The organism is Priestia sp. YIM B13490 (genome assembly GCF_042787735.1).
Classification (GTDB): Bacteria; Bacillota; Bacilli; order Bacillales; family Bacillaceae_H; genus Priestia; species Priestia megaterium.
In genome coordinates, this window is sequence record NZ_JBHZOT010000003.1 from 760,846 (window position 1) to 784,888 (window position 24,043).

The window sequence follows — 24,043 nt, forward strand, 5'->3', positions numbered from 1 at the left end:
GTCCCTCCTTCATCACACAACACGCTCTTTCTTTCGTGTTTGTGTATCTGTTAAGTCAATACGGACGGAGTGAACGGGAAGCTCCAGTAAGGCCTCCACGGCGCGTTTTGTTTCAAGCTGCATTTCTTTTCCTAGTGTTGGTAGTCCATCTCGTCCAAACAACGAACAGTTGATATACAGACTAACTTTTTCTTTGCGAGAATGAATAGATGCCTGGACTTCAGGAGAGCGTATTCCCTGAAAGCTTCTAATTGCTCGTAAAGCTGTAGATTCGATCGTTGCTTTAGAAATTGTTATTTTGCCTTCACCAGTTACAATTGCTAAATTCTTTTTAGGCGGTCTGCTAAATATGCCTGTTAAAAGAAAAATAATAAAAATAACTGCTAAAAATGCGCTTATTGATAAAATTGTGTAGTAAAACCACTCCTGATGCCGCCACTTTTTTAACCAGTTTGAAAGGTGAGGAACCCTATAAACCATCAGTGCTAACATACCGGAACAAATCAGTCCTGCAATTCCAATAATTGCGATTAAAAACCGATTAAAATTATTCAATTTTCCACCTCATCTCAACGTGAACTCCTACTGCTTTTTTGTTGTGTGTAAAGGGAAGGCAACGAGATATTCAATAGTTACCTGCAATATTTTTTTGATAAACTTTCTAACTGTAAAACTGAATATAAAAAAAACGACTAGGTTTCCCTAGTCATTTTCCGCGTCTCTATACGTTGTCTTGTGAGCTTTGATGAACTTATTACCATTTATTAAACCGCCAATTAATAAAATAGCGGCCGTTAAATAAAACCAGACCATTAAAATGATAATACTTCCAAGCTGACCATAGATTTGCGAGTAGCTTCCAAACTGAACATAGTATCCAAATCCGGTAGATACAACTTGCCATCCTAGCGTGGAGAAAACAGCTCCTGGAAGTACATCTTTCCACGTTACTCTTGCGCTTGGCATCAGTTTGTAAAAAAGAATAAAAAAGCCTAATAAAAATAATGTCCCAATTCCCCATCTAATTGTCGTCCAGCTTTGAAACCATATGTCAGGAACATGGACTTTTGTTAGTACCAGATGTCGAATGACCTCTTCAATAATTGGTACAAATAATGAAATAGCTACCACAACCATAAAACCAAAAGTTAAAATTAAATCATTGATTAAACCGCGCAAAAACGTTTGTTTTCTTTGAATATGATACGCGTCATTTAACGAGCGAACCAAAGATTGTATAGCCATAGATGCGAGCCAAAAAGTCGCCAATAAACTAAAAGATAAAACCTTTTTCCCGCTATTGTTAACTGTTTCAATTGACCGTTCAATTACGTCATAGGCGCTTTTAGGCGTAAATGGTTCAATAAATACCAGCAAATTGTTTGTATCAATTGGAAAGAAACTCAGCAGAGAAAAAAGAAAGATAATAAACGGTACAAAAGATAACAAAAAATAGTAGGCTGTTTGAGCAGCCTGATCAAAGAAACGCTCCGTAAAAAAACGAGCGGCAACGGTCTTAGATGTTTGAATCATAACAGCGTTCTCCTTTACTTTCGCTTCACTCTGTAGTGAAATTCATATTCAATTTTTATGTTCAACATGTATTGGATAAGTTTCGGCTTATAAAGCTTTCCTTTTCCATTATCCACGGTTGACAAAGAATTTAACCTGTAAAATTATACAGCCGGTTCATAAAGAAGATATTATTATAATTACATCTGCCATTACCACCATATTAATAGATCTTCTTTTCCTTTCATAAAACCATAAATTCTTTGGGACTGCTTTCCCTTTTTTCTTACTTCTTAAACTTTTTTACGCTATGTTAAAAAAGTAAAACATAAGAGCACCGATCAGCATCAGCATAATCATTAAAACAAAAATAACCAAAGCGTGAGAAGATTGATACGTTTGGCTGTTAATTTTTTTGCGGGTTGAAAAATAATGATAGGTTGAGAAGAGAAGCAAACCTGCACTTGCAGCTAAAGAAAAGATAATAACAGCAATAATAAGAGTATCGGCTGCTTCACTTAATGTTTTTCCGGAATTGAAATGTAGGCCGCCTGCAACAAAGCCAATGCCGAGTGTGGCAATAGACGTTCGAATCCACGCTAAATACGTTCGTTCATTTGCCAAATGCTGCTGAATATAAATGGATTCATTTTCTTTTTTAGTCATTTACATACCACCGTCTTTTTATATGTCTTCTATTATAAATAAATGCTCAAACGAAAATAAATTGAGGACGCTTCACGCCACATTATACCCGAAAAGAACGAATTATTACCATCTTCAAGCGGCTAAAAAACCCTAACGTAAAACTGTACCCCTTTCTATTTTCACTTCACGTTAATAGTTCACTAAGTGAATCATTTTATTTTTAAATATTTCTGATATATGGTATAATTTAAACTGATAAAAAGATGCTGCATGTATGCTAAAAGAGCAGGCCGTATGGTTTCGCTCTTTTGTTGTTTTCACGCCATGCGGCACAACGAAAGAAGGAAATAGAATGGAATTATGGAAACGAAACTTGTACATTTGCTGGTTCGGTTCTTTTTGCACCACAGCCGGGATGAGTTTAGTTATTCCGTTTTTACCGCTTTATATTGAAAAGCTGGGAGTTCACGATACAAGCTCCATCAGCAGATGGGCTGGTATTGCCTTTGGATCTACCTTTTTAATGGCGGCTATTGTTTCTCCTTTATGGGGGAGCTTAGCCGATAAATATGGGCGAAAGCTTATGCTCCTTCGCGCAAGCTTGGGTATGGCAGTTGTTATGACTTCCATTGGTTTTGTGCAAAATGTCTATCAGCTTGTCGGACTGCGCTTTTTAATGGGGGCCGTTTCCGGCTTCATCTCTGCAGCCATTACGTTAGTAGCGACTCAAACACCTAAAGAGCACAGCGGTAAAGCATTAGGCACGTTGTCTACAGGGGCTGTATCAGGATCTTTATTAGGACCGCTAGTAGGCGGCTACTTAGGAGATACAATCGGGCTACGCCACGTCTTTTTCGTGACGGGTGCATTTATGTTTTTGTCTTTTTTAATTGTAAATTTAATTCAAGAAGACAAAAAAGAGACGGCGAAAACAACGAAAGAATCTAACATTGGGTTACTGTCTCTTAAAAATTCAAAGGCCGTGATTGGTGTATTTGTTACAACTTTTTTACTGCAGCTTGCAGTTATGGCTATTCAGCCAATCGTTACACTGTATGTAAAACAACTGTCTACTCATACCGATCACCTTGCCCTTATTTCAGGCTTTGTCGTAGCGGCAACAGGAATTTCAAATATTTTAGCTGCATCAAAACTTGGCAAAGTCAGCGATCGCGTGGGTCCTCAAAATGTGCTTCAAATATGCCTGCTTATCGTAGCGGTGATTTGCGGCTTACAGGCCTTTGTGCATAGTACTTGGCAGCTATTCTTACTTCGTTTTTTACTCGGTTTTGCAATGGGAGGATTATTACCTTCTATTAATTCTTATTTAAAGAAAATTGTACCGGACTCGATTACAGGCAAAATGTTTGGCTATAATCAAACAGCGCAATATTTTGGGAATTTAGCTGGTCCAGTCATTGGCGGACAAATTGCCGGAGCTAAAGGAATTCCTTACGTATTCTTAACAACCAGTGTTCTTCTACTATTGAATGCTGGGTGGGTGTATTATCAGCGCCATCACGGAGAACAGCTAGACGGTAAAGCCGCATAAAAAAACCTTCCGTTTTAACGGAAGGTTTTTCTATTACCACAAGGGTTCTTCTTCGCTGCTTACTTCATAAGAAAGTGGCATCATAACAACCGCTGCTATGAAGAAAATAAGCTCCGCGACAACAATGGATGGAAAGGAAAAGTCAAATAGTGAGAGAATAAGCCAAATAATAAGGGGTGCAAATGAGTAGATTGATAATCGCTTTTGGGATTTTGCAGAGATATACTGTTGTTTGTCACAGTGTGGGCATTCTAAAACGTTTCTAAATGTTAACAGTTGTTTAAAGGTTGTCCTCCAGTTCCATTTATGATTACAATTTTGACAGGTGGCCATGGGCATCACGCTCCTAAAAAGATTTATGTACATATAAAGTATACGTACAAGTTGGTATAGAGTTTCATTTTTATGATTAAAAACGTTTTTACTATTATAACATAAAACAAAATAAAAGGCTTTTCACAAGAAAAAGCCTTTTATTTCAACGTTTATTTAGATACAGCTTCATTCGTTTGAGAAGTTGTTTTTACTTTTATAACCATAATAACAAAAGCTAGCAACCCAAGAATCGCCGCTACGAGAAAAGGAGCTTGAGGCGCTACGGCATTGCCGATAACTCCTGACAATAAAGGAGCAAACGCTGCGCCTAACCATCTTAAGAAATTATATCCTCCAGATGTAATTCCTCGTTCATAAGGAGATACTTCCATTACATGACTCGTAAATAATGCATTATTAAGTCCTGATACAAGACCTGCTGCCATGATTAAGACAATGCGCAACCATGTTGCATCAAAGGCAAATAAACAAATTAAAATAAGTGAAAAAACAATTAAGCTAACATGTAACACTTGTTTTGGCTGATATCTTTTCTCTAACTGATGTGCTAAAACCGCTGAGCCATAAGCTAAACATAATCCCCATCCAAAGAAAACAAAGCCAATTTGAAGAGCTCCGATCGATAGAATAAGCGGCGTATAAGCTAACACTGTAAAAAACCCGTAGTAATAAAGCATGCCTGATACAGCGCCTTGAGTAAATGGTTTTAATTTATAAAGTTTTACCATGTCTTTAAAACCCGCTGCTTTACGAGGCTTAGTGCTTGCAGGCTGTTTAACAATCGTTAATACTAAAATAAAGGCGATAAAAATTAAAGCACTTGTACCGAAAAACGGCAATCTCCAAGAAGCATTTCCTAACACGCCTCCTACAAGCGGTCCTCCGGCCATTCCCAAACCAATCGCAGCTTCATATAATCCTACTGCTTTTTTCACTTCACCTGATAATGCAATAAGCAGCGTCATAGCTGTTGCAAAGAAAAACGAATTACCAAGTCCCCATCCTGCTCGGAAAATAGAAAGCTGAGGAATATTGTTAGAAAACCCGCATAGTGCTGCAAAAATCGTCACAATGATAAGTCCTGTTACCATCAAACGCTTGTCTCCTACACGTGATGCTAAGATGCCTGCTGGAATCATCATAATCGCCATCATTAACAAATAGGAAGTAAATAACATTTCTACTTGCCAATGAGAAGCTCCAATTTGTTTAGCAATCTCCGGTAAAATCGGATCTACTACCCCGATTCCCATAAATGCTAAAAAAGTAGCTACTACCGTAATAATTTGACCTAATCGGTTATTTGAATGCTGTCCTTCCACTCTTTCATCTCTCCTTTTGTTTTTGTTTTTTCATGTATTTCCATAGCAGATTCTCGCATTTCTTTTAATTCTGTTTTAAATGCCTGCATTTTAACCACTTTAAATTCAATCATCTTGATTTGATTTTCCAGTAAATTTTCTATTTTAGTTATCTCTTTCGCTGATAATCCTTGCTGCTGACTTCTTTCTTCAATCATTCTTTTGAGCGACATAAACTGCTGCAGCTCCTGTAAAGAAAAACCAAGAACTTCTTTTGCTTCTGCTACTTTTCTTAGTTCTTTTACCTCTTCTTCGGAATAAATCCGTGCATTTCCTTTTGTACGCTGCGGGGGCAAAATGAGTCCAATCTCTTCATAATACCGAAGAGCACGCTTGGTCAAACCGGTCATTTTCGTCACGTCATCGATTAAATACATGCTTTCCCCTTCACCTCCCTTTAACATTAACGTTAACGTCAACTCTATATTACTATTATAGATTAACGTTAACGTTAATGTCAATAACAGTAAGACATTTTATGTAAATTTAAAAAATATGTGCACAAAAAAACCTATTGATAAATCAATAGGTTACATCAATAGGTCATATAGCTGCTGTGCTGTTTCTCCTGTTACTTTACCGTATACCCCTCTTCTTTTAGAAGTAAGTTCCGCACTCTCGGCGGTGAATCGTACATTGTATACGACTCCTTCATAAGTAAGCTGTACATCTGGATCAAGAGCGATGCTGTAATCAGCTTTTTTCCATTGAATTTGTTTCATAATTGATTCTACAGCTAAAGCATCTTCTGAACTTAACGTTTTATCTCCTGCTTTTATAGGCTTGCCCTCCCTTTTTTTATTAAGTTTTAGTTCAGAATGAGAAGATGAAAATTCAAGTTGGTTTTTATCATGCGCTATGAAATCTTGGGGTAGTTCTACATAGCAGACAACTTCTCCTTCGTGTACAAACACAAGCATTTGATTAGCAGCAGATATTTTTTTCATAATCTCTTCACTGATCGGTGCGTTTACAAGTTTTTCTACGTCGGCTTTCTTGCTTTTGTTTGTTAATAAATATCCTTTTTCCCATTTAAAATCACTTAACTTCGATACATCCACTGAGCTTACACCTTTTTGTTCAAATGATTGCTGAATATTCTCCCCCATTTTTTTGTCGTTGGTGACTTGGGCATTAGAACTGCACCCTACTAAACAACAAAAAATAAGCCCTATTGCTATAAGAGCCTTCACTTTTGCCTTCCTCCTCTCTACCATTCTTTTAGACAATTCCAACTTTGTACCATTTTAACATATAATTCCCATATTATTCGCTGAAACAGAGAAAGAATACGCTTACATAATTTCACGCATATAAATTTGATTTATTTATAAGTTTTTTCTGAATATTTTAAGGAAATTTTAATATTTTATTTAGTTCGTTTTTAAACTTTATCTTTAGACTAAAAAATAAGTTAAAAATAAATAACGCAGGAGGAAAACAATGACTTGTCTATCTGAAGTTTTAAAGTTTAATGAAAAATTTGTAACAAATAATCAATTCGAGGCTTTTCAAACATCCAAATTTCCTAACAAAAAAATAGTGATCTTAACTTGTATGGATACACGTTTGTTAGAATTACTTCCTAAAGCCATGGGGCTAAAAAATGGAGATGCAAAAATAGTGAAAAATGCCGGAGCTGTTATCTCCCATCCCTTTGGCAGCGTCATGAGAAGTATATTAGTTGCCGTCTACGCTTTGCAAGCTGATGAAGTATGTGTCATCGGTCATCATGAATGTGGAATGACGGGCATGAAAGCTGAAGCTATTTTAGCCTCTGCTGAACAAAGAGGGATCAGCGCGGAACAAATTCGTAATCTAAAATATGCCGGTATTGATTTAGAATCATGGCTGACTGGGTTTGAATGTGTAGAAGATAGTGTCGAAAACAGTGTGGATATGATTCGAAATCACCCTTTATTACCGAAAGACGTGCTTGTTTCTGGAATGGTTATTCATCCTTCAACAGGAAAACTTGACGTCGTTGTCAACGGCTATTCCCAAGACCGAGCTGAAACCGTAAGCTCATGAAGGAGGATTTTATCGAATGCTAAAAGATAACCGATTTCAAGGCTATTCAGCAGGGCATTTACAAAAAGACATTATCGCCGGTTTGGTTGTTGGGGTCGTTGCTATTCCTTTAGCAATGGCCTTTGCCATCGCTTCTGGTGTAAGACCTGAATACGGGATTTATACAACCATTATCGCAGGGATTATGGTTTCAATATTAGGCGGATCGAAATTTCAAATTGCAGGTCCAACAGGTGCATTTGTTCCGGTGCTGCTTGGAGTTGTCATGCAGTATGGTTATGAGAACCTCATTATTGCCGGCTTTATGGCTGGAATTATGATTACGCTTCTCGGAATATTTAAGCTAGGGAAATTTATAAAGTTTATTCCGCGCCCTGTAACGATTGGATTTACAGCAGGAATTGCGATTATTATCTTCTCAGGTCAGATCGCTAATTTTCTAGGATTAAAAGGAATTGCAAAACATGAGGAATTTCATTTAAATATGATTGAAATCCTACGAAAAATTGCAACGATTAACATTTACAGCGTCATCATAGCCGCTATTTGTTTAGCTATCGTGATTACAACGCCAAAGTTTTTACCTAAAATTCCCGGTGCCCTTCTAGGTCTTCTTGTCTCCACACTTGTAGCCATTACACTGTTCCCAGGAAAAGTTGCAACGATTGGCTCTACTTACGGTGCCATTCCGAGCAAACTACCATCTTTTAGCTTCCCAGATTTAACTTGGGATAACATCGTGATGCTATTTCCGGCTGCCTGCGTAATTGCAATGCTTGGAGGTATTGAATCTTTACTATCGGCTGTTGTTGCTGATAATATGGCTAAAACCAAGCATAATAGCAATAAAGAGCTTGTCGGCCAAGGAATTGCTAATATCGCTACCTCGCTATTTGGCGGAATTCCAGCAACTGGTGCCATTGCCAGAACGGCTACTAATATCAAAAACGGCGCAGCTTCTCCGTTATCAGGAGTCATACACGGCTTAGTTGTTTTATTGGTCCTTGTGATGCTGGCTCCTTATGCATCAAACATTCCGCTCGCAAGTATGGCACCTATTTTAATGTTTGTGGCTTGGAATATGAGTGAGCGTAAAGAATTTGCGCATATTTTAAAAACCAAGTCAGCTGATTCATTTGTACTTGTAGCTACGTTTTTATTAACAGTTTCAATCGATTTAACAACAGGTGTAGGCGTGGGTCTACTTTTAGCTATTGTTATGTTCGTGAAACGAATGAGCGGATCACTGAAGATTTCAAAGGTTTTAGCGGAAACACCTGGAAACGCTCACAAATCTGAGTTGATGGAATATACCATGCAAGGATCTCTTTTCTTTGGATCAGCTGAAGTATTAGAAGATTCCTTTGATAAGATCGCTGAAGCGAAACCGAAAGTTTTATTGCTTCGAATGAGCCAAGTATCCTTTATTGATACATCTGGAGAAGCTTTACTATCGAAGGTGGTCGAACGTTTGAAAGATTCGCATAGCCAAGTCGTTATTTCTGGCTTACAGCACCAGCCGAAAGAAATGTTAAAGTCAACCGGTCTATATGATAAAATCGGTGAAAAAAATATATTTTCCTCAGAACCTCCCGTGAGTAAGATTAAAGCTCGTCATAGAATCGTTACTACGTAGTAAAAAAGAGATCCGAACGATTAATCGTTCGGATCTCTTTTTTTAAATATTAAACCGGTACCCTGCTCCCCAAACCGTTTCTAGGTACTGAGGATCTGCTGGGTTTTCTTCTAACTTTTCTCTCAGTTTTCGAATGTGAACTGTTACGGTTGAAATGTCTCCTGAAGAATCAAATCCCCAAATTTTTTCAAATAGATGTTCTTTACTTAATACTTGATTTGGATGAGAAACGATAAACTTCAGCAAATCGAATTCCTTCGCTGTAAAAAACACTTCTTTGTCATTCACAAATACTCTTCTAGCGAGCGTGTCAATCGCTAAACCATGAATACGAATCATACGCTTTTCCTGCTTATCAGAGAGTCTTTCATATCTCGCTAAATGCGCTTTGACTCTTGCAACCAGCTCCCCAGGGCTGAATGGCTTGGTAATATAGTCATCTGCACCTAGCCCGAGCCCTCTAATTTTATCGATTTCTTCTTTTTTAGCTGAAACTAAAATGATTGGTATATCTTTTGCAGCTCGAATTTGCTTGCACACTTCAAATCCGCTCACTTTAGGGAGCATAATATCCAAAATAACCAGATCAAAATGTTCATTTAACGCTTTTTCTAATCCCTTATCACCGCTATATTGAACGTCTATTTCAAAATCGTTAATTTCTAAATAATCTCTTTGCAATTCAGCAATACTTACTTCATCTTCAACTAACAATATCTTCTTCATATGTATCACCATTTTCATTCATTTTTTGCAAAGAAAAGAAAATACTTGTTCCTTCGCCAAGCTTACTTAGTGCCCAGATGTCTCCCCCGTGGCGTTCAACAATTTGTTTTGCAATGGCCAGTCCAAGTCCACTTCCTCCAGTATTGCTGTTGCGGGACTGTTCTGCTCGATAAAACCGGTCAAAAATATGCGCTAATGCTTCCGGTGAAATCCCTGCGCCATTGTCTTTCACTTCAATAATGAGTTCACTTTCGGTAGCAGAAAGAACGATATCGATTCTTTTTCTTTCTTTATCCATAAATTTAATACTATTGGTTGTTAAATTTATTAAAACTCTTCGCAACTGCTCAGCATCTGCCTTTGCATACAGTGTCGTTAGAGAATCATTAGAAAATAAAACATCAATATCATGTTCGCTCATTTCAAACTGAAGCTCTTGCACATAACTTTCCATAAATGCTGAAATATTAAGTTTTTTAAACACAAATGGAATTTCGTGCAAATCCAATTTAGAAAATAAAAACAGCTCATCGATTAACGCATTCATGTCTTTTGCTTTCGTTGAAATCGTTAACAAATATTTAGAAAGCTTATCTGGCGTATTAGCTACTCCATCTTGAATTCCTTCTACATACCCTACAATGGAAGTAATAGGAGTTCGCAGATCGTGTGAAATACTTGAAAGCAGCTGTTTACGGTTATCTTCATACTGAATTTGCAGTTCAACAGAAGATTTTAGTTTTTGCCTCATTTCTTCAAAAGCTTGCGTTAATTCGCCTATTTCATCCTTTGAATTAGCAGAGATTTCAAAGTGAAGATCACCTTGTTTTATTTTTTCAGCCGCTTCTTTTAATTCACGAATGGGTTTAATAATGCTTCTTGAAACAAGATAGTTTATAAATCCAATAATCACAATTACTAAAATTAATAGTAGAAAGATTAAAAAAGGGAAAATTCGATTAATAATGCCTACATAAGGGCTGATTTTTCGCAAAACGTAAATGCTTCCTTTTTCTTGATTCGAGAAAGGAAAATCAAGGTTGATATATGTAAAGTACTGCTTGCCTATGCGCAGCATGTCCTGCTGATACGAATGATTTCCTTTACTTTTTTGATGCTTTGGCAAGTATTTACGAAGGTTTTCTCCTTTAATGGATTCTGAAGCATATACAACCTCTTTGTTTTTTTGAATCACAATATCAATATTTTCAAATTCATATTTTTTAACCGTCTCCGGACGCAGCAGCTGCTCCGGTTTTTCTTCACTCAATAACTTTAAATCCAAGAATGCATTTTCTTCTTCTGGCGTTAACAATTTATACTCATAGGAGTGACTGTACAGTTTTCTTACAAAATCGGCGTCTCCAGTAATGGAGAAGAAAATGAGAAAGCCCGATAAAAAAAGCAAAATAATAAAGACAAACACAATACTGATATACGTTAAAATAAAACGAAGCTGAATTGACATTACTTACCCTATGCCCCTTTGGCTTTAACAAAACTATTTGATAGACTAGTAAAGGTGAATAACAAATAGATCGTTAGACATTATACATATAGCAAAAATTAAAACAACAAAACAAATGTATATTCTCACTTTACCGTGATAGAGTGAGAATGAACACCACCTTTTTTACCATTTTATGAATTACTGGAAAATTATGATCTATTTTTCATAATATTCTTAGGCTGAAAGGTATACTATATGCCTTAATATTTTAAAAAAGGAGATTTTTTAATGAAAATTATTAAAGCTACTTCCTCTCACATCCCTTCTGTTGCCCGTCTGTACGTTGACAGCTGGCGCATTACATACAAAGGATTAGTACCTGATGCTTATTTAAAAAGCTTATCTTATGAACAAAGTAGAGAAAAATGGTCCCTTTTTCTTACCGAGCCTTCTCATTTTATTTTGCTCGCTATCGATGAACGAGAAAAGATTGTCGGCTTTTCAGCAGGTAAGCCTCATTTGTCCCGTGCTGAAATATACGCGCTATACGTTTGCAAGGAAGTGCAAAACCAAGGAATTGGTCACCTTCTATTTTCTCATTCAGTAAAAGAATTTGCTGATCAGCAATATACGTCTATGATTATTTGGGCTATGAAGAAAAATAAGAAAGCCGTTCAGTTTTATAAAAAATCAGGCGGCAAAAAAATCTTGAATCGCACAAGTCAGTTTGGAGAAACTAAAGTTGAAGACGAAGCATACGGTTGGGAACGTCTTCCTTCTATATAAATAAACGAGCACACTAGTGTGCTCGTTTATTTGATAGGAACTCCTGCCGAAGAATTTTCTGGAGCTTGAGTTCGTTTTAGAAAAAAAGATAAGATCAGGACAATCACTTCAACGATAGCAGCAATAAAAAATGCTTGCTGCAATCCGGAAATCAGTCCATTCACTTTTGCTAAAGCTGTATTTGATTCATTTACCCCTTTTACGTACCTCTCTTTTCCAGAAGACATAATACCGACAAATAGCGCAGTTCCAATTGCTCCAGCACTTGTTGTAATGTATTCATTATTGCTGTGCCATAGGGATACAGCTGCTTAGAGAGCTGATATACCCCGGTAGTCTATGCAGGCAGCAACACCATCGAAATACCAATTGCAGCGCAACGACATAAGCTGCACTCGTAGAAGTAGAAAGTTGACTAAAAAGTACAAGAGATAGGATAACGAGCACAAGACCTGGAGTGACTAATGCTTTAGGACCAAACTTATTCACAACTCAGACATTAGACAATTTCTATACAATCATACTCATAACCTTTTAGAATCGCTTCGCTGTTCTAGCTTATAATGACTATACAAAAAGCAGAACGATTATACGCTCTGCTTTTAAGTTCGAGAAGATAATATTATTGAGCGGTCGTCTTTTTGTCCGTTGAATGAACTTTATTACAAAGCTCATTCCAGTGCCAAAAACAATTCCCTTGACTCACTATAAAACAATCCAGCCATTTCTGAAAATTCATATGTAATACATGTGCATCTTGAAACGATGCGTTCCGCTTTTTTACTATTATATATGCAGAGTGCGCTGATTTTTTGGAGTCAATGATAATCTCTTCTTCTCCAACAGACCCAATTGTCATATAGAGACTCTGACTTTTATAAGCTGTTTCTCTTACATCTTCTAAGCTATAAAGATTCCCTGCTATTTTTTTGTCAGCATCAATGAACAAATTACACCCATTTGTTAGCTGCAAAAACTGCTTGTAGTCTTCAGGAAGTGATACATGCATTTCATCTTCAAAAACATTCAGTTGATTCTTGCTTACTCCATCAAAAAAAGTACATGTGGTTCTGTATACTTCTCCTTCATTTTTACACACTTCTATAACATTATTGTTTTCCCACAGCCGCTTTCGAAGTGAATTTATTATTTTTTCAATCATACTCTTCCTCCAAGCGTTGGATTTAAAACGGTTACATTACATTAATTAAACAATAATGTGCTAATTCCTTCTTTCCTACTAAATTATACGACAAACTTTAGAATTTCATGTTCAAATAACATAGAAAAAAGCAGCGAATATCGCTGCTTTACAGGTTATACAGGTGCTTTTTCTTCCTGTTCAGGATGGTGATCGTAATCAATAAGCGCTTTTGGAAGGCCCGTATATTTAGCCCAATAATAAATCCCAAGAGATACGACCGCTATGATAATTAAGTCTACAGGCGTATCGATCAAACCCTTTCCTCCGCCGAACGAACCAATATAAGAAATAAAGAGCATGATGATATAATAAGCAACTAACCACCAAGTTGATTTAATCTGCTGACGAAGACTTACTTCGTTTTTAGGCACATATTTAGCAAAAATCAAATATATAACAAACATAACCAATTGAGAAGTTAACAGCCATGAAATAGTCTTCCATCCTGACCAGTAGACAATAAAGGAAGCAAAAATAAAGGATAATGGACCAATTATACTCATTCCTCTTAATTTAAAAGGCTTTTCCAAATCTTTTGCGTTCACCATAAAGGCCGCTGATGAAATTGGTGCAATCGCGTAAGAAAGAATAAGCGCAACAGAGCATACGTTTACGAGTGCATTCCATGAAGGAAATGGCAGTGTCCAAAAAATCGAAAGTCCTAATGAAAGCCATAGAGATGATCGAGGAATCCCTGTTTTTTTATCCACATGAGCAAACGTTTTAAATAACGTACCGTTACGAGACCAAGCATAGATAAGTCTAGATGTTGTATTCATAAAAATATTACCGTTACCACCCGGTGATAAAATAGCGTCTAAAATAACAAGTGTTGCTAGCCAGCCAAGGCCAAGAACAACAGCGATGTCTTTAAATGGCAGTGAGAATTTATCTTGAATGCCGGACCAACCGCCTTTAATCATGTCAGATGGAATAGCTCCGATAAACAATACTTGTAGAGCAGTATAAATGAGAGCTGCTAGAATGATACAAATCACAAGAGCAATTGGAATATTACGCTGAGGATTTTTTACCTCTCCAGCTACAGATACAATTGGATGAAGGCCTAAGTAGGCAAACATAACCCCGCCTGTGGCAATGGCGGCCTGGATGCCATCAAACCCCCCGGGAGCAAACTCTCCCATCGTAAAGTTTCCTGACTTAAAATAAAATGCCAGCGTTACGATTACTGTAAGCGGTACAAAATATTTAAAAATAGAAATGATAATATTCGATTTTGCAAATGCTTTTACACTCCAGTAATTGAGTAAAAAGAATAAGCAAAGCAACACAAATTGTAGAATCCATCCAGATATCGTCGGTGAATCAGATCCGGATTTTGTTAAACCTGGAAACCAGTAGGCCACATACTGTCTCACAGCTGTTACTTCGATAGCGATTAAGCTAGTGTACGCTACAATAGTAATAAATGAAATCATATAGCCTACAAGATGACCGTGTGAATAAACAGGATACCGAATAATTCCTCCTGTACGAGGCAAGGCAGCCCCTAGCTCAGCGTATACAAGGCCTATTAATAAAATAATAACTCCACCAATAACCCAAGAAAAACTTCCTGCAGGACCGGCTTGCGTAGCCACATTACTAACGGCAAACAGCCAAGCGGAGCCAAAAATAGCCCCCAATCCAATCAATGTTAAATCTAATAGGGATATCGTCTTTTTAAACGGACCTTTATTATCCATAAGCTTCCTCCTTTGGATGAATCATCACTTTTGTTGTTTTTTTTGACAACATTCATATATATTCGATAATATGTGTCAAAATTTTTATTACTATACCCATTCAAAATTACTTTGAATCCCTTTTCTTGATTTCTACAGATTAATTAACAGAAAATTTTAAAAAATAACTCTTATATTCAAGACACACTAAAACTTTTTCTTCTCTTCTTTAATAGGTAAAATACTCAATAAATGAAAGGAGTTAGACAAATGACTTTACCAGAAAATTTGCCTGTTGATTTTACAGCTTACAACCACTTAACATTCCTTCCGCTCGGACGCAAAAATAAATCGATTCGGTCCGTAGGAAGTAAACATACTAAAGGGCTGCTTGGACGTTTAAATGACTACTTTGAGCGAGCAATGAATGAGTTATCTCAAGAAGATATAGTCCTTTTTCAAACGTTCTTATATGGAAGTCATAGGGGCGGTTTTCCTGTCGCAATTGATAAAAATGAAGACGTTTATCCTCACTTTTGGAAACCGACTTCATTTCTATGGAAAGAATATAATAAGAATCGCGGCATTCCTATTCATCATGATGAGTTTTATTCTCAAGATTTTACGGTTTTAACTAAAAATGAGTTGGAAAACTACCTCGGAAGTATTATGAAAGATTACATGTTTTGTACTAGGATACATGATTCTTCCAAAGAAGAATGGATTCAACATATTAATAAGTGTTTCTTCAAACATCCGCTCATTTCCCTTTATCATCGAAATGCAGATGTGATTGAAGCAATTGAACAATCAAAAAAATCACCTTTGCTTTTTATTATGAAAAACCCTGAGCAAATTGCTTTTTGGCGCAATCGGATTGAAATCATTATGAGACCTTTTCGATCTCTTCCTTTCACCGCCTTTGAGAGAGGATTTTCAGATACGGAAGATACGGTATTAACTGTTCACGGAGAAAACGAGATCATTCGCTTAACTTCAGAAAACAGAGGTCTCTCCGTAACATATGATGTTACAAATAATGCTATTTCACTCGATGATGAGTATAATGTAGTGCTAGCAGCGAAACGCTTAGCTACAACTCAGCGGCAGTTCGAAGAGATTATAGATGAAAATGAAGAAGTGATTCAAAAACTACTGGTCTTTTTTAAATGGAAAAGTCTTTTAAAGCATCATGAAGTGCACATCAAAGAAATCCAAGACAAATTGTGCAGCCTAACCACTTATCAACTTAATCAAAGACAAGTTTTACAGGAAAACGAGCCCTTTCTTTCTTTCATTCAAAAGGTATTACAAGTAAAAACACCGAATGCAAATCTCGAAGTTGGTTCCATTCAATGGTTTTCGCAATGGGATTTTCCAGATGTCACCCTGCTGCAGGAAACAAACAAATTTACATGTTATATGGACCCAAACGAAATAGAAAAGAAACTGACAGAAATAGGCGCTAAGATAGAAAATGAACTTCATAAGCAGCGTCAGGACCTGCTTTCGACTCCGCTAGAAATCGGTCAAATAACTTTTGATTCAAACCAAATGCTACGGTTACTAACGCTTATAGATACCTTAAAGAACACGGAAACTCAGCAGAGTTACGTACAAATTTTAGAAGGTGTTTCTACTAACAGTATTCGTCAAAAAGAGCTCGATAAAACACCCGCATTTGGATTATTAAGTTCCGTGAAGCGCAAGCGCATTGTTACGTATTTACAAGAATTACAAAACTATCAGCTGCTTAAAAAAGAGAAAAAAGGATTCAGCCTCACTCCAAAAGGCGAAGCCATCCGACGTCTATTTGAAGAAGAATCACGGAGAATATGAGATTATATCTCGCGTGATTCTTCTTTTTTGATTTTGAAGACTACTTTCTCTATTAAATGCTTATCATAATTAGAAATCTCCATTCATATAATCATTACTAGATTAGCAAAGTCCTTCATACCTATTAGCCTGATGCTGACATAGAGAGGAGATTTCGCCATTGAAATCTAGTAATCGCGCCAATTTTGTAGTGTTAACATATAAGATGGTTCTTGTTATTTTATCCATTGTTTTAATGACATCATCTATCATTGTTCTAGTAAGTTACTCAGCATTTAAAGAACAGTTCAATTCTTCTATTGTCTATCAAACGTTATCGAAGCATAAAGCAGAAAGCCTTTATTATTTGATGAGCCAGGAAAACCACCACTTTTCAACGGCTTTTGATAAAAATTATTCGCCTCCAGGTCTTTCTTCTACACTGCTAGAGTTATCAACAAGTATTCGAGCAGAAGACGCGAGAAGCTTGTTTGGTTCAGAACTGCCTGGATTCAGTATTTACGACTCCAATATTATCATCGCCGGTGAAGGCACAAATTTCACAAACTTCCCTAGAGAATCTGCACCACCGTTAGATGAAACGCTAAAAGAAAGAAATTCTACTACAAAAGTTCAGCAACCTAAAGATAACGATGGTACGAATGCTCCAAATAATAATACAACTGGCGGAAAAAAGGTATTTTATATTTATCATACGCACAGCTGGGAATCTTACTTGCCTCTGTTAGGACTTGAAGGTGATCCAGATGCTAATAAAGCTGTAGATAGTAAAACCAATATTAATATAGTCGCAAATATGCTAGGAAAAGATTTAGAGGCTCAGGGAATTGGGGCAGAAGTGGATCAAACCAATATTGGACAGAAATTAAAAGAAAAAGGCTGGAACACCAACCAATCGTACGCCATGTCTCGCACAGTAATTGAAACGGCGATGACTGAGAATAGAGATTTAACTTACTTTATCGATTTGCACCGAGATTCGCTTCGAAAAGATAATACAACCATTAAGATTAACAATAAATCGTATGCAAAAGTTGTGTTTGTTTTAGGGAAAGCGAATCAAAACTTTGAACAAAACTTAAAAATGGCAAAAGCGCTTCATGAAGGTCTTGAAAAGAAATATCCTGGGTTAAGCCGCGGAGTTATTGGCAAAAACAAATCCAGCGGTAACGGTGTATATAACCAAGATGTTTCTAAAAATGCGATTTTAATTGAAGTGGGCGGAGTTGATAATAACTTTGATGAACTAACCAACACAACAAAAGCACTGTCTGATGTCATTAGCCAATTTTACTGGCAAGCTGAAAAAGTAGATGCCCCTGCTCAATAAAAAAAGCCCTCAGTGAAGAGGGCTTTTTAAAATTCAATTCCTTTTACAGCAGGAATTCCTTCATCATAATAATGTTTATGAGGCTTCATTTCCGTCACAAGATCTGCTGCATCCATCACTTCTTTTTTGGCAGAACGCCCGGTAATGACCAAATGCATATGCTCAGGGCGCTTTTGAATAAGGTCAATTACTTCGTGTAGCGGTAGCACATCATCAATAGGAAATTTCTCGATAGCCAGTGCATTATTTAACTCGTCTAAAATAACTACATCATATTCGTTCGAGAAGACTTTTTCCTTCGTTAGCGCCCAAGCTTTTTGCAAAGCTTCACGATGTTCAGGCGGTGTTTTTGTCCACGTGAAGCCGACTCCTGTTTGAATCATTTCAATTCCTATTCTGTCAAACATCAGCTTTTCGCCATATGTACGTTGAGGAGATTTAATAAATTGAATCATTAATACTTTTTGTCCGCGTCCCGTAGCGCGCAACGCAAGACCTAAAGCAGCGGTTGTTTTTCCTTTACCGTCTCCGGTATAAATTAACGTAAGACCCCGTTTGTCTTTCAATCTAAAAACCTCTTTTTCTTCGAATTTCAGTTTACAGCCATGTTGTTTTTTCTGTAAACGGTGTTCTAGCAGGCTCTTTCATTTTTGTAAGAGACTCTTCATTTGGATAGCCTAGAAATACGTTTCCTACTACGACTTTACCTGAAGGGTTGCCAATAAACTCATGTAATCTCTCGTCTCGAACAAGACCAACGCCTCTTGTTCTCCAAACGAATCCAAGACCTAGTTCTTTAGCCGCTAGCCACATGGAATGAATCGCGCATGAAACCGCATATTTGTTGTCTTCAGTGGCTTCATCGTCTCCTTCAACTGTGTCAGCTGTTACAACGATATGTACAGGCGTATTTTTTACTGCTTTTAACGAACTTTCTACTAAATGAGGCTTTGTAGGAAAGCGCTCCTTTAAATAAGCTTCAGCCAGTTCTTCATACTTCTTTTTTGCTTCTCCTTGAATCACATAAAAGCTCCAAGGCTCTCTCATTCGGTCATTTGGAGCCCACGTCGCTGCTTCAAGCAGCTGTTCGATTTTCTCTTTTTCCACTTCACGCGCTTCATGATCTCGTACCGCTCTTCGTTCTTTTAGCTGTGAAATAATCGTCATATTGTCTCCTCCTTTTAACGTTAAAGCAGAATATTTTCCGCTCTTTCTTCGAACCATTTTATTTTTTCTCTAATTGTCACAACTTCACCTACAAGCACAATGGCAGGATGAGCAATTTCTGCTTTTTTTGCTATTTCTTCGATTGTGGCAAGCGTTCCTGTTACGGTGCGCTGATACTTCGTTGTGCCCCATTGAACAAGCGCTACTGGCGTATGTTTATCTCGTCCATGGTCCATCAACTGCTTGCATATATGAGGTAAATTTCCAACGCCCATATAAAACGCAATTGTATCTATTCCTTGAGCAAGCGCTGACCAATTTAAATAATCTTTTCCTTTTTCTTCTCTTCCATGACCCGTTACAATCGCAAAAGAAGTGGCATGATCTCTATGGGTAACAGGAATTCCTGCATAAGCTGGAGCTGCAATTCCTGACGTTATACCAGGCACGACTTCGTAAGGAATTCCTTGAGTAGCAAGCACTTCCGCTTCCTCTGCTCCGCGGCCAAACACAAAAGGATCGCCTCCTTTTAAGCGCGTCACTACTTTTCCTTGAAGCGCTTTTTCAACAAGCAGTTCGTGAATACGATCTTGGATGACTCCGTGCTTACCCGGTAATTTCCCGCAAAAAATAAGCTCCGCGTCTTTTTTAGCATAGTTTAACAACTGTTCGTTGGCTAAGCGGTCATATAAAATAACATCCGCTTCTTGAATACACTCCATTCCATATACGGTTATTAGCTTCGGATCTCCTGGTCCAGCTCCTACTAAATATACTTTTCCAACTGTCACACGGCATCTCTTCTTTCTTTTTTTACCGCTTTACACTGTTCCACCCAGTTTTCTACCATCTTCATAGAAGAGCCGAAATGAAAGTGCGTATAGCCGGCAATTAAATTATTGTTCATATAGCCTTCTTCTTTCATTCCTCGCATCCCTTTTGTATCATAGGCAGGCGAAAACTCTTTCTCTGAATGAAAGGTTGAATAATGAAATTCATGGCCTTTAGCTTGTATATCGCCTTTAAATAAAAAATTCCCCTGCTTTCCCGTCACTTCTCGGTACCCTAAAGCAGCTAATTTTGTCTGCATTCTTACTTGTCCGGGAATAAGCCCCACCATTTCATGGCATGTATCATCTGTCGTGACAATAGCATCTGTTAAGAACATAAACCCTCCGCACTCAGCAAGCGTAGGAATCCCTTTTTGAATAGCTGCTCGAACAGAATTTTTAACGTCGATTTGCTGAGCCAGCGTTTCAGCAAATTCTTCTGGAAATCCGCCTCCTATATAAAGACCGTCAGCATCTTGTGGAACCACTTCTCCTTTTAAAGGCGAAAATTCTACAAGCTCTGCTCCGTAAGCTTTTAACAATTCGAAATTTTCTTCATAATAAAAGTTAAAAGCGGCATCTCTCGCTACAGCAATTTTCACTTGAGGTACGGACGGCTTTGTAAAGATAGGATCATTAATTTCTATTTTAGGAGCTAAAGCCAGTTCATATACTTTTTCGATATCAATTGTATCATGAACAAGCTTTCCTAACTGTTCAAAAAACGGTGTTAACTCTCCTCGTTCAATCGACGGAATGAGCCCGAGGTGACGTTCAGGAATCGTAAGATCATCGTTTCTTTTCAAGTAGCCTACTACAGGGATATGACATTCCTGCTCAATCGCTGCCTTAACAAGTTTATAATGTCCTTCACTTCCAACCCGGTTAGCAATTACACCAACGATGTTAGCTTCCGGTAAAAATTGCTGAAACCCTTTTACAATCGCCGCTGCACTTCTAGCCATACTAGCACAATTGACAACTAAAAGGACAGGGCTATTGGTGATTAAGCTGATTTCTGCTGTTGTTCCTTCGTTCGTTAACGGGTTTTTCCCATCGAAAAATCCCATAACTCCTTCCATGATGGAAATATCAGCATCTTCACTAGCACGAGCGACAATTTCTCTAACCATATCGTGTTCAAGCATCCAGCTGTCTATATTTCGAGACGTTCGTTCTGTAACAGCCGTATGATACGTTGGATCAATATAATCGGGTCCGCATTTAAACCCTTGAACTCTGTAACCAGCTTGTCTTAATGCTGCCATCAGCCCGATTGTAAGTGTTGTTTTCCCTACGCCACTTCCAGTACCGGCAATGACGAGTCTTCTGTTTGACATGTTGTTCTCTCCTTTAGTCATAGGGAATAAGCGCCACTGAAATGGTGACATTCCCTGACTTTTTCTTCACAAGTTCAAGCTTATCAGCACCGCTGTATAACATAGCAGCAGGTTCACTCACGCCATATGCACCTGTATATTTAAAGACAGTATCTGAAGGCTGTTGGATACTTATGCTGTTTAGCTCTTGGGGCGAATAATAGACAAACTCCCAGCCGTACTTAGACGCCACTTCTAATAGCCCTTCTTCATCTTTCTTTATCTCTATTGTACATAATGCTTTTACACTTTTCATTGAAAACTGAAGTTCAGCAAGCGTTTTTTCAATAACGGTTTCAATTTCCGCTGCACTTGTTCCTCTGTTGCACCCCATCCCAATCGCCAGTACTTTTGGACGGTAAAGAACACCGTTTTCTAAGATTGCTTCTTCCTCTTTTTTTAAATTGCGATGCGTTACGACCAAAGCTGCATGTGGCAATGCTTCAAGAGCTGTCTGAATCGATGAATATGTTTTAATGTTAGCTGGAACAGGGTGCTCATAATGCCACCAGTTCTTTTCACCTGATTCTTGAACCACTGCTATTTCTTCTTCATTCACCACAGAAGCGCTGACAGGCGTTAGTTTTTCTGCTGATTCCCACACCCATCCAAAGCGCTTACCAAATAAATCAACCGGAATTGTTTTTTGCACATCGGATGCTGTTGTAATGACAGGATGAGCTTCAAGAGCTGCCGCAACTTCACGCGTAAGCTCATTTGCTCCTCCGATATGACCCGAAAGCACGCTAATGACATTTTCACCTTTATCATCAATGACAACAACCGCAGGATCCGTTTTCTTATCTTTTAAAATAGGGGCAATCATACGCACAACTGCTCCCAGTGAGATAATAATAATAAGTCCTTTATACGATTCAAAAAGAGAAGGCAAAAGCATCCGAACGCTTCCTGAAAACAGCTGGATGTTCTGCTCTTGTTCGTCTCCTTTTTCAAACTTGCTCATGTAATACACATCAGACTGCTGAAAAGTGCGGCCTAGATTTCTTGCAATTTCTACGCCGTGTTTTGTGATAGCTACAACGGCATAATCTCCGCGCTGTGTAATGAGGGCTTTTTTTCCTTCTTGGAGTTGAATCATTCCGACTTCACTCCTCTTCGAAAGCCATGGGTAAATGTTTTGTCATAAAGTTTTGAACGATAATCTTTGTCATGAATGTGTGGATCAAGTGCCCAGCCTGCCAAAATCATCGCCTGCTTGCGAATGCCGTTTGTTCGCATAGCATCATCTAGGTCTTTTACCGTTGTGCGAACAATTTTTTCATCTGGCCACGTTGCTTTATAGACTACTACAACCGGCGTGTCTTCACTCCAACCCGCGCTTATAAATTCTTTCATTACTTTTTTTGTGAGCGTCGCGCTTAAAAATAACGCAATGGTACATTTATGTTTTGCTAAATCAGTTAATTTTTCAAACTCAGGTACAGGCGTTCTTCCTTCAGCACGAGTTAAAATAACCGTTTGAGTCAAATCTGGAATGGTTAATTCTGCTTCAGCCGCTGCAGCAGCAGCGAATACGGAGCTGACGCCCGGAACGATTTCAATATCAACGCCTTCTCTTTTTAAAAGCACCATTTGTTCCATAATGGCTCCGTACATAGCAGGATCTCCGGTATGTACTCTTACAACCATTTTTCCTTCACGCATGCGTTCAAGCATCGTACCGACCATTTCTTCTAGATGCATACCCGCTGTTTTTAACACTTCAGCTCCTGGTTTAGACTTAGCAACTAGCTCTTGACTTACCAGTGAGTCAGCGTACAAGACAACATCTGCTTGCTGAAGTAATTTTAAGCCTTTTACGGTAATTAAATCTGGATCTCCGGGTCCAGCTCCGATTATGTATAACTTCATTTTCGCACCACCATTAGCGTTAAGTATTGTAAATCGGCTCCTTCTAGTTCTGAAGCTTTCCAGATAATTTCTTCATCTGACGTTACTTTTGTCACCACTGACGCTTTTTCAAGCAGATCAAGCTCTTTTAAAAGACCGACCATAAAATCGATGACTTTGGCCACTTTAATAAAAATGACGCAGTCGTTTTCCATTAATACTTTTTTCATTGTTTCATAATCTTCACGAGCAGGAACAATTGCTACATGTTCATCACCGTCTGCTAACGGAATACCTAAACGAGATGCAGCTCCATTAATGGATGAAATACCAGGAATTACTTGAATCGGAGCTTCAGGGTGACGTTCTTGCATTAGACGCATCATGTGAATAAACGTACTGTAAAGCATAGGGTCTCCCTCTGTGACAAATGCTACATCTTTTCCTTCCTGGAGCTTTTCCCATACTCGTTCTACCGTTTCGGTCCATTTTCTTTCCAAAATAGCAGGATCTTTTGTCATTGGAAACACAAGGCCCAGCATATCTTTTTCATTTGCACTGAAATAGACATCAATAATTTTTTGGGCGTAGCTTTTGCTTCCTTTTTGTTTTTTCGGGTACGCAATAACGGGTGATTCTTTTAATTTACGAAATGCTTTTACTGTAATAAGTTCTGGATCTCCCGGTCCAACTCCAAGTCCGTACAATGTTCCAATCATA

25 protein-coding genes are annotated in these 24,043 nt (G+C 38.0%); 6 read left to right on the forward strand and 19 right to left on the reverse strand.

Annotation, left to right across the window (positions count from 1 at the left end; translation table 11 throughout):
• Nucleotides 1-12: 12 nt before the first annotated feature.
• From amaP to ACFX4R_RS13840, 3 genes are all read right to left on the reverse strand, one after another.
• The gene (gene amaP, locus ACFX4R_RS13830) at nt 13-555 is read right to left on the reverse strand and encodes an alkaline shock response membrane anchor protein AmaP (RefSeq protein WP_043982865.1); all 543 of its coding nucleotides are present in this window, start codon (nt 553-555) and stop codon (nt 13-15) included.
• 147 nt (nt 556-702) lie between these two features.
• Nucleotides 703-1,533: a YihY/virulence factor BrkB family protein gene (locus ACFX4R_RS13835; protein WP_014459853.1), complete on the reverse strand. Its 831-nt coding sequence runs from the start codon at nt 1,531-1,533 to the stop codon at nt 703-705.
• 282 nt (nt 1,534-1,815) lie between these two features.
• Nucleotides 1,816-2,178, reverse strand: a complete 363-nt coding sequence (locus ACFX4R_RS13840; protein ID WP_043982866.1) for a YidH family protein — start codon at nt 2,176-2,178, stop codon at nt 1,816-1,818.
• Nucleotides 2,179-2,512: 334 nt separating this feature from the next.
• Here ACFX4R_RS13840 and ACFX4R_RS13845 point away from each other — a divergent pair, with 334 nt between their 5' ends.
• Entirely contained in the window at nt 2,513-3,712 is a 1,200-nt protein-coding gene (locus tag ACFX4R_RS13845; RefSeq protein ID WP_043983117.1) for a multidrug efflux MFS transporter, read from the forward strand.
• A 33-nt stretch (nt 3,713-3,745) separates the two neighbouring features.
• Here the strand turns inward: ACFX4R_RS13845 and ACFX4R_RS13850 are convergent, their stop codons facing one another.
• The 4 genes from ACFX4R_RS13850 to ACFX4R_RS13865 form a co-directional block, all read right to left on the reverse strand.
• Nucleotides 3,746-4,045 (reverse strand): TIGR04104 family putative zinc finger protein, encoded by a 300-nt coding sequence (locus ACFX4R_RS13850; protein ID WP_016764349.1) that lies wholly within the window; start codon nt 4,043-4,045, stop codon nt 3,746-3,748.
• 152 nt (nt 4,046-4,197) lie between these two features.
• Nucleotides 4,198-5,370 (reverse strand): MFS transporter, encoded by a 1,173-nt coding sequence (locus ACFX4R_RS13855; protein ID WP_043982867.1) that lies wholly within the window; start codon nt 5,368-5,370, stop codon nt 4,198-4,200.
• Nucleotides 5,340-5,786 (reverse strand): MerR family transcriptional regulator, encoded by a 447-nt coding sequence (locus ACFX4R_RS13860; RefSeq protein ID WP_043982869.1) that lies wholly within the window; start codon nt 5,784-5,786, stop codon nt 5,340-5,342. The genes ACFX4R_RS13855 and ACFX4R_RS13860 overlap by 31 nt, the downstream gene beginning before the upstream one ends.
• A gap of 153 nt (nt 5,787-5,939) precedes the next feature.
• Nucleotides 5,940-6,602 carry a hypothetical protein gene (locus ACFX4R_RS13865; protein ID WP_043982870.1) on the reverse strand — a complete coding sequence of 221 codons (663 nt, stop codon included), beginning with the start codon at nt 6,600-6,602 and terminating at the stop codon, nt 5,940-5,942.
• Nucleotides 6,603-6,852: 250 nt separating this feature from the next.
• Here ACFX4R_RS13865 and ACFX4R_RS13870 point away from each other — a divergent pair, with 250 nt between their 5' ends.
• Both ACFX4R_RS13870 and ACFX4R_RS13875 read left to right on the forward strand, forming a co-directional pair.
• The gene (locus ACFX4R_RS13870; RefSeq protein ID WP_043982872.1) at nt 6,853-7,440 is read left to right on the forward strand and encodes a beta-class carbonic anhydrase; all 588 of its coding nucleotides are present in this window, start codon (nt 6,853-6,855) and stop codon (nt 7,438-7,440) included.
• Nucleotides 7,441-7,456: 16 nt separating this feature from the next.
• Nucleotides 7,457-9,076 carry a SulP family inorganic anion transporter gene (locus tag ACFX4R_RS13875; protein ID WP_043982874.1) on the forward strand — a complete coding sequence of 540 codons (1,620 nt, stop codon included), beginning with the start codon at nt 7,457-7,459 and terminating at the stop codon, nt 9,074-9,076.
• 42 nt (nt 9,077-9,118) lie between these two features.
• Here the strand turns inward: ACFX4R_RS13875 and ACFX4R_RS13880 are convergent, their stop codons facing one another.
• A complete protein-coding gene (locus ACFX4R_RS13880; RefSeq protein ID WP_028408317.1) occupies nt 9,119-9,802 on the reverse strand; it encodes a response regulator transcription factor in 684 nt (227 codons plus the stop codon).
• Complete coding sequence (locus tag ACFX4R_RS13885) at nt 9,780-11,270, reverse strand: sensor histidine kinase (protein WP_043982877.1); 1,491 nt, start codon at nt 11,268-11,270, stop codon at nt 9,780-9,782. The genes ACFX4R_RS13880 and ACFX4R_RS13885 overlap by 23 nt, the downstream gene beginning before the upstream one ends.
• A gap of 270 nt (nt 11,271-11,540) precedes the next feature.
• On the opposite strand from ACFX4R_RS13885, the gene ACFX4R_RS13890 reads away from it, so the two are divergent.
• The gene (locus ACFX4R_RS13890) at nt 11,541-12,038 is read left to right on the forward strand and encodes a GNAT family N-acetyltransferase (protein ID WP_043982879.1); all 498 of its coding nucleotides are present in this window, start codon (nt 11,541-11,543) and stop codon (nt 12,036-12,038) included.
• 26 nt (nt 12,039-12,064) lie between these two features.
• Here the strand turns inward: ACFX4R_RS13890 and ACFX4R_RS13895 are convergent, their stop codons facing one another.
• From ACFX4R_RS13895 to ACFX4R_RS13905, 3 genes are all read right to left on the reverse strand, one after another.
• Nucleotides 12,065-12,265, reverse strand: coding sequence for a hypothetical protein (locus ACFX4R_RS13895; RefSeq protein WP_043982881.1), 201 nt, complete (start codon nt 12,263-12,265; stop codon nt 12,065-12,067).
• Between the two features lie 395 nt (nt 12,266-12,660).
• Nucleotides 12,661-13,200 (reverse strand): SMI1/KNR4 family protein, encoded by a 540-nt coding sequence (locus ACFX4R_RS13900; protein WP_043982883.1) that lies wholly within the window; start codon nt 13,198-13,200, stop codon nt 12,661-12,663.
• A 155-nt stretch (nt 13,201-13,355) separates the two neighbouring features.
• Entirely contained in the window at nt 13,356-14,948 is a 1,593-nt protein-coding gene (locus ACFX4R_RS13905; RefSeq protein WP_043982885.1) for an APC family permease, read from the reverse strand.
• 249 nt (nt 14,949-15,197) lie between these two features.
• Between ACFX4R_RS13905 and ACFX4R_RS13910 the strand changes: the two genes are divergently transcribed.
• Together ACFX4R_RS13910 and spoIIP are read left to right on the forward strand one after the other, a co-directional pair.
• A complete protein-coding gene (locus ACFX4R_RS13910; protein ID WP_377569794.1) occupies nt 15,198-16,766 on the forward strand; it encodes an RQC-minor-2 family DNA-binding protein in 1,569 nt (522 codons plus the stop codon).
• A gap of 160 nt (nt 16,767-16,926) precedes the next feature.
• The gene (gene spoIIP, locus ACFX4R_RS13915) at nt 16,927-18,096 is read left to right on the forward strand and encodes a stage II sporulation protein P (protein WP_043982887.1); all 1,170 of its coding nucleotides are present in this window, start codon (nt 16,927-16,929) and stop codon (nt 18,094-18,096) included.
• 26 nt (nt 18,097-18,122) lie between these two features.
• On the opposite strand, the gene cobO is transcribed toward spoIIP, so the two are convergent.
• The 7 genes from cobO to cobI are packed head-to-tail and all read right to left on the reverse strand — an operon-like array spanning nt 18,123 to nt 24,042.
• Complete coding sequence (gene cobO / locus ACFX4R_RS13920; protein WP_013057304.1) at nt 18,123-18,662, reverse strand: cob(I)yrinic acid a,c-diamide adenosyltransferase; 540 nt, start codon at nt 18,660-18,662, stop codon at nt 18,123-18,125.
• Nucleotides 18,663-18,693: 31 nt separating this feature from the next.
• Nucleotides 18,694-19,263 (reverse strand): nitroreductase family protein, encoded by a 570-nt coding sequence (locus ACFX4R_RS13925; RefSeq protein ID WP_043982889.1) that lies wholly within the window; start codon nt 19,261-19,263, stop codon nt 18,694-18,696.
• A gap of 20 nt (nt 19,264-19,283) precedes the next feature.
• Nucleotides 19,284-20,054 carry a uroporphyrinogen-III C-methyltransferase gene (gene cobA, locus ACFX4R_RS13930; RefSeq protein WP_013057306.1) on the reverse strand — a complete coding sequence of 257 codons (771 nt, stop codon included), beginning with the start codon at nt 20,052-20,054 and terminating at the stop codon, nt 19,284-19,286.
• Nucleotides 20,051-21,433 carry a cobyrinic acid a,c-diamide synthase CobB gene (locus ACFX4R_RS13935; RefSeq protein ID WP_043982891.1) on the reverse strand — a complete coding sequence of 461 codons (1,383 nt, stop codon included), beginning with the start codon at nt 21,431-21,433 and terminating at the stop codon, nt 20,051-20,053. The genes cobA and ACFX4R_RS13935 overlap by 4 nt, the downstream gene beginning before the upstream one ends.
• A 13-nt stretch (nt 21,434-21,446) precedes the next feature.
• Nucleotides 21,447-22,571: a cobalt-precorrin 5A hydrolase gene (locus ACFX4R_RS13940; RefSeq protein WP_043982893.1), complete on the reverse strand. Its 1,125-nt coding sequence runs from the start codon at nt 22,569-22,571 to the stop codon at nt 21,447-21,449.
• Entirely contained in the window at nt 22,568-23,344 is a 777-nt protein-coding gene (gene cobM / locus ACFX4R_RS13945; protein WP_025751698.1) for a precorrin-4 C(11)-methyltransferase, read from the reverse strand. The genes ACFX4R_RS13940 and cobM overlap by 4 nt, the downstream gene beginning before the upstream one ends.
• The gene (cobI, locus tag ACFX4R_RS13950; RefSeq protein WP_013057310.1) at nt 23,341-24,042 is read right to left on the reverse strand and encodes a precorrin-2 C(20)-methyltransferase; all 702 of its coding nucleotides are present in this window, start codon (nt 24,040-24,042) and stop codon (nt 23,341-23,343) included. Before cobI ends, cobM begins: the two co-directional genes overlap by 4 nt.
• Nucleotide 24,043 lies beyond the last annotated feature (1 nt).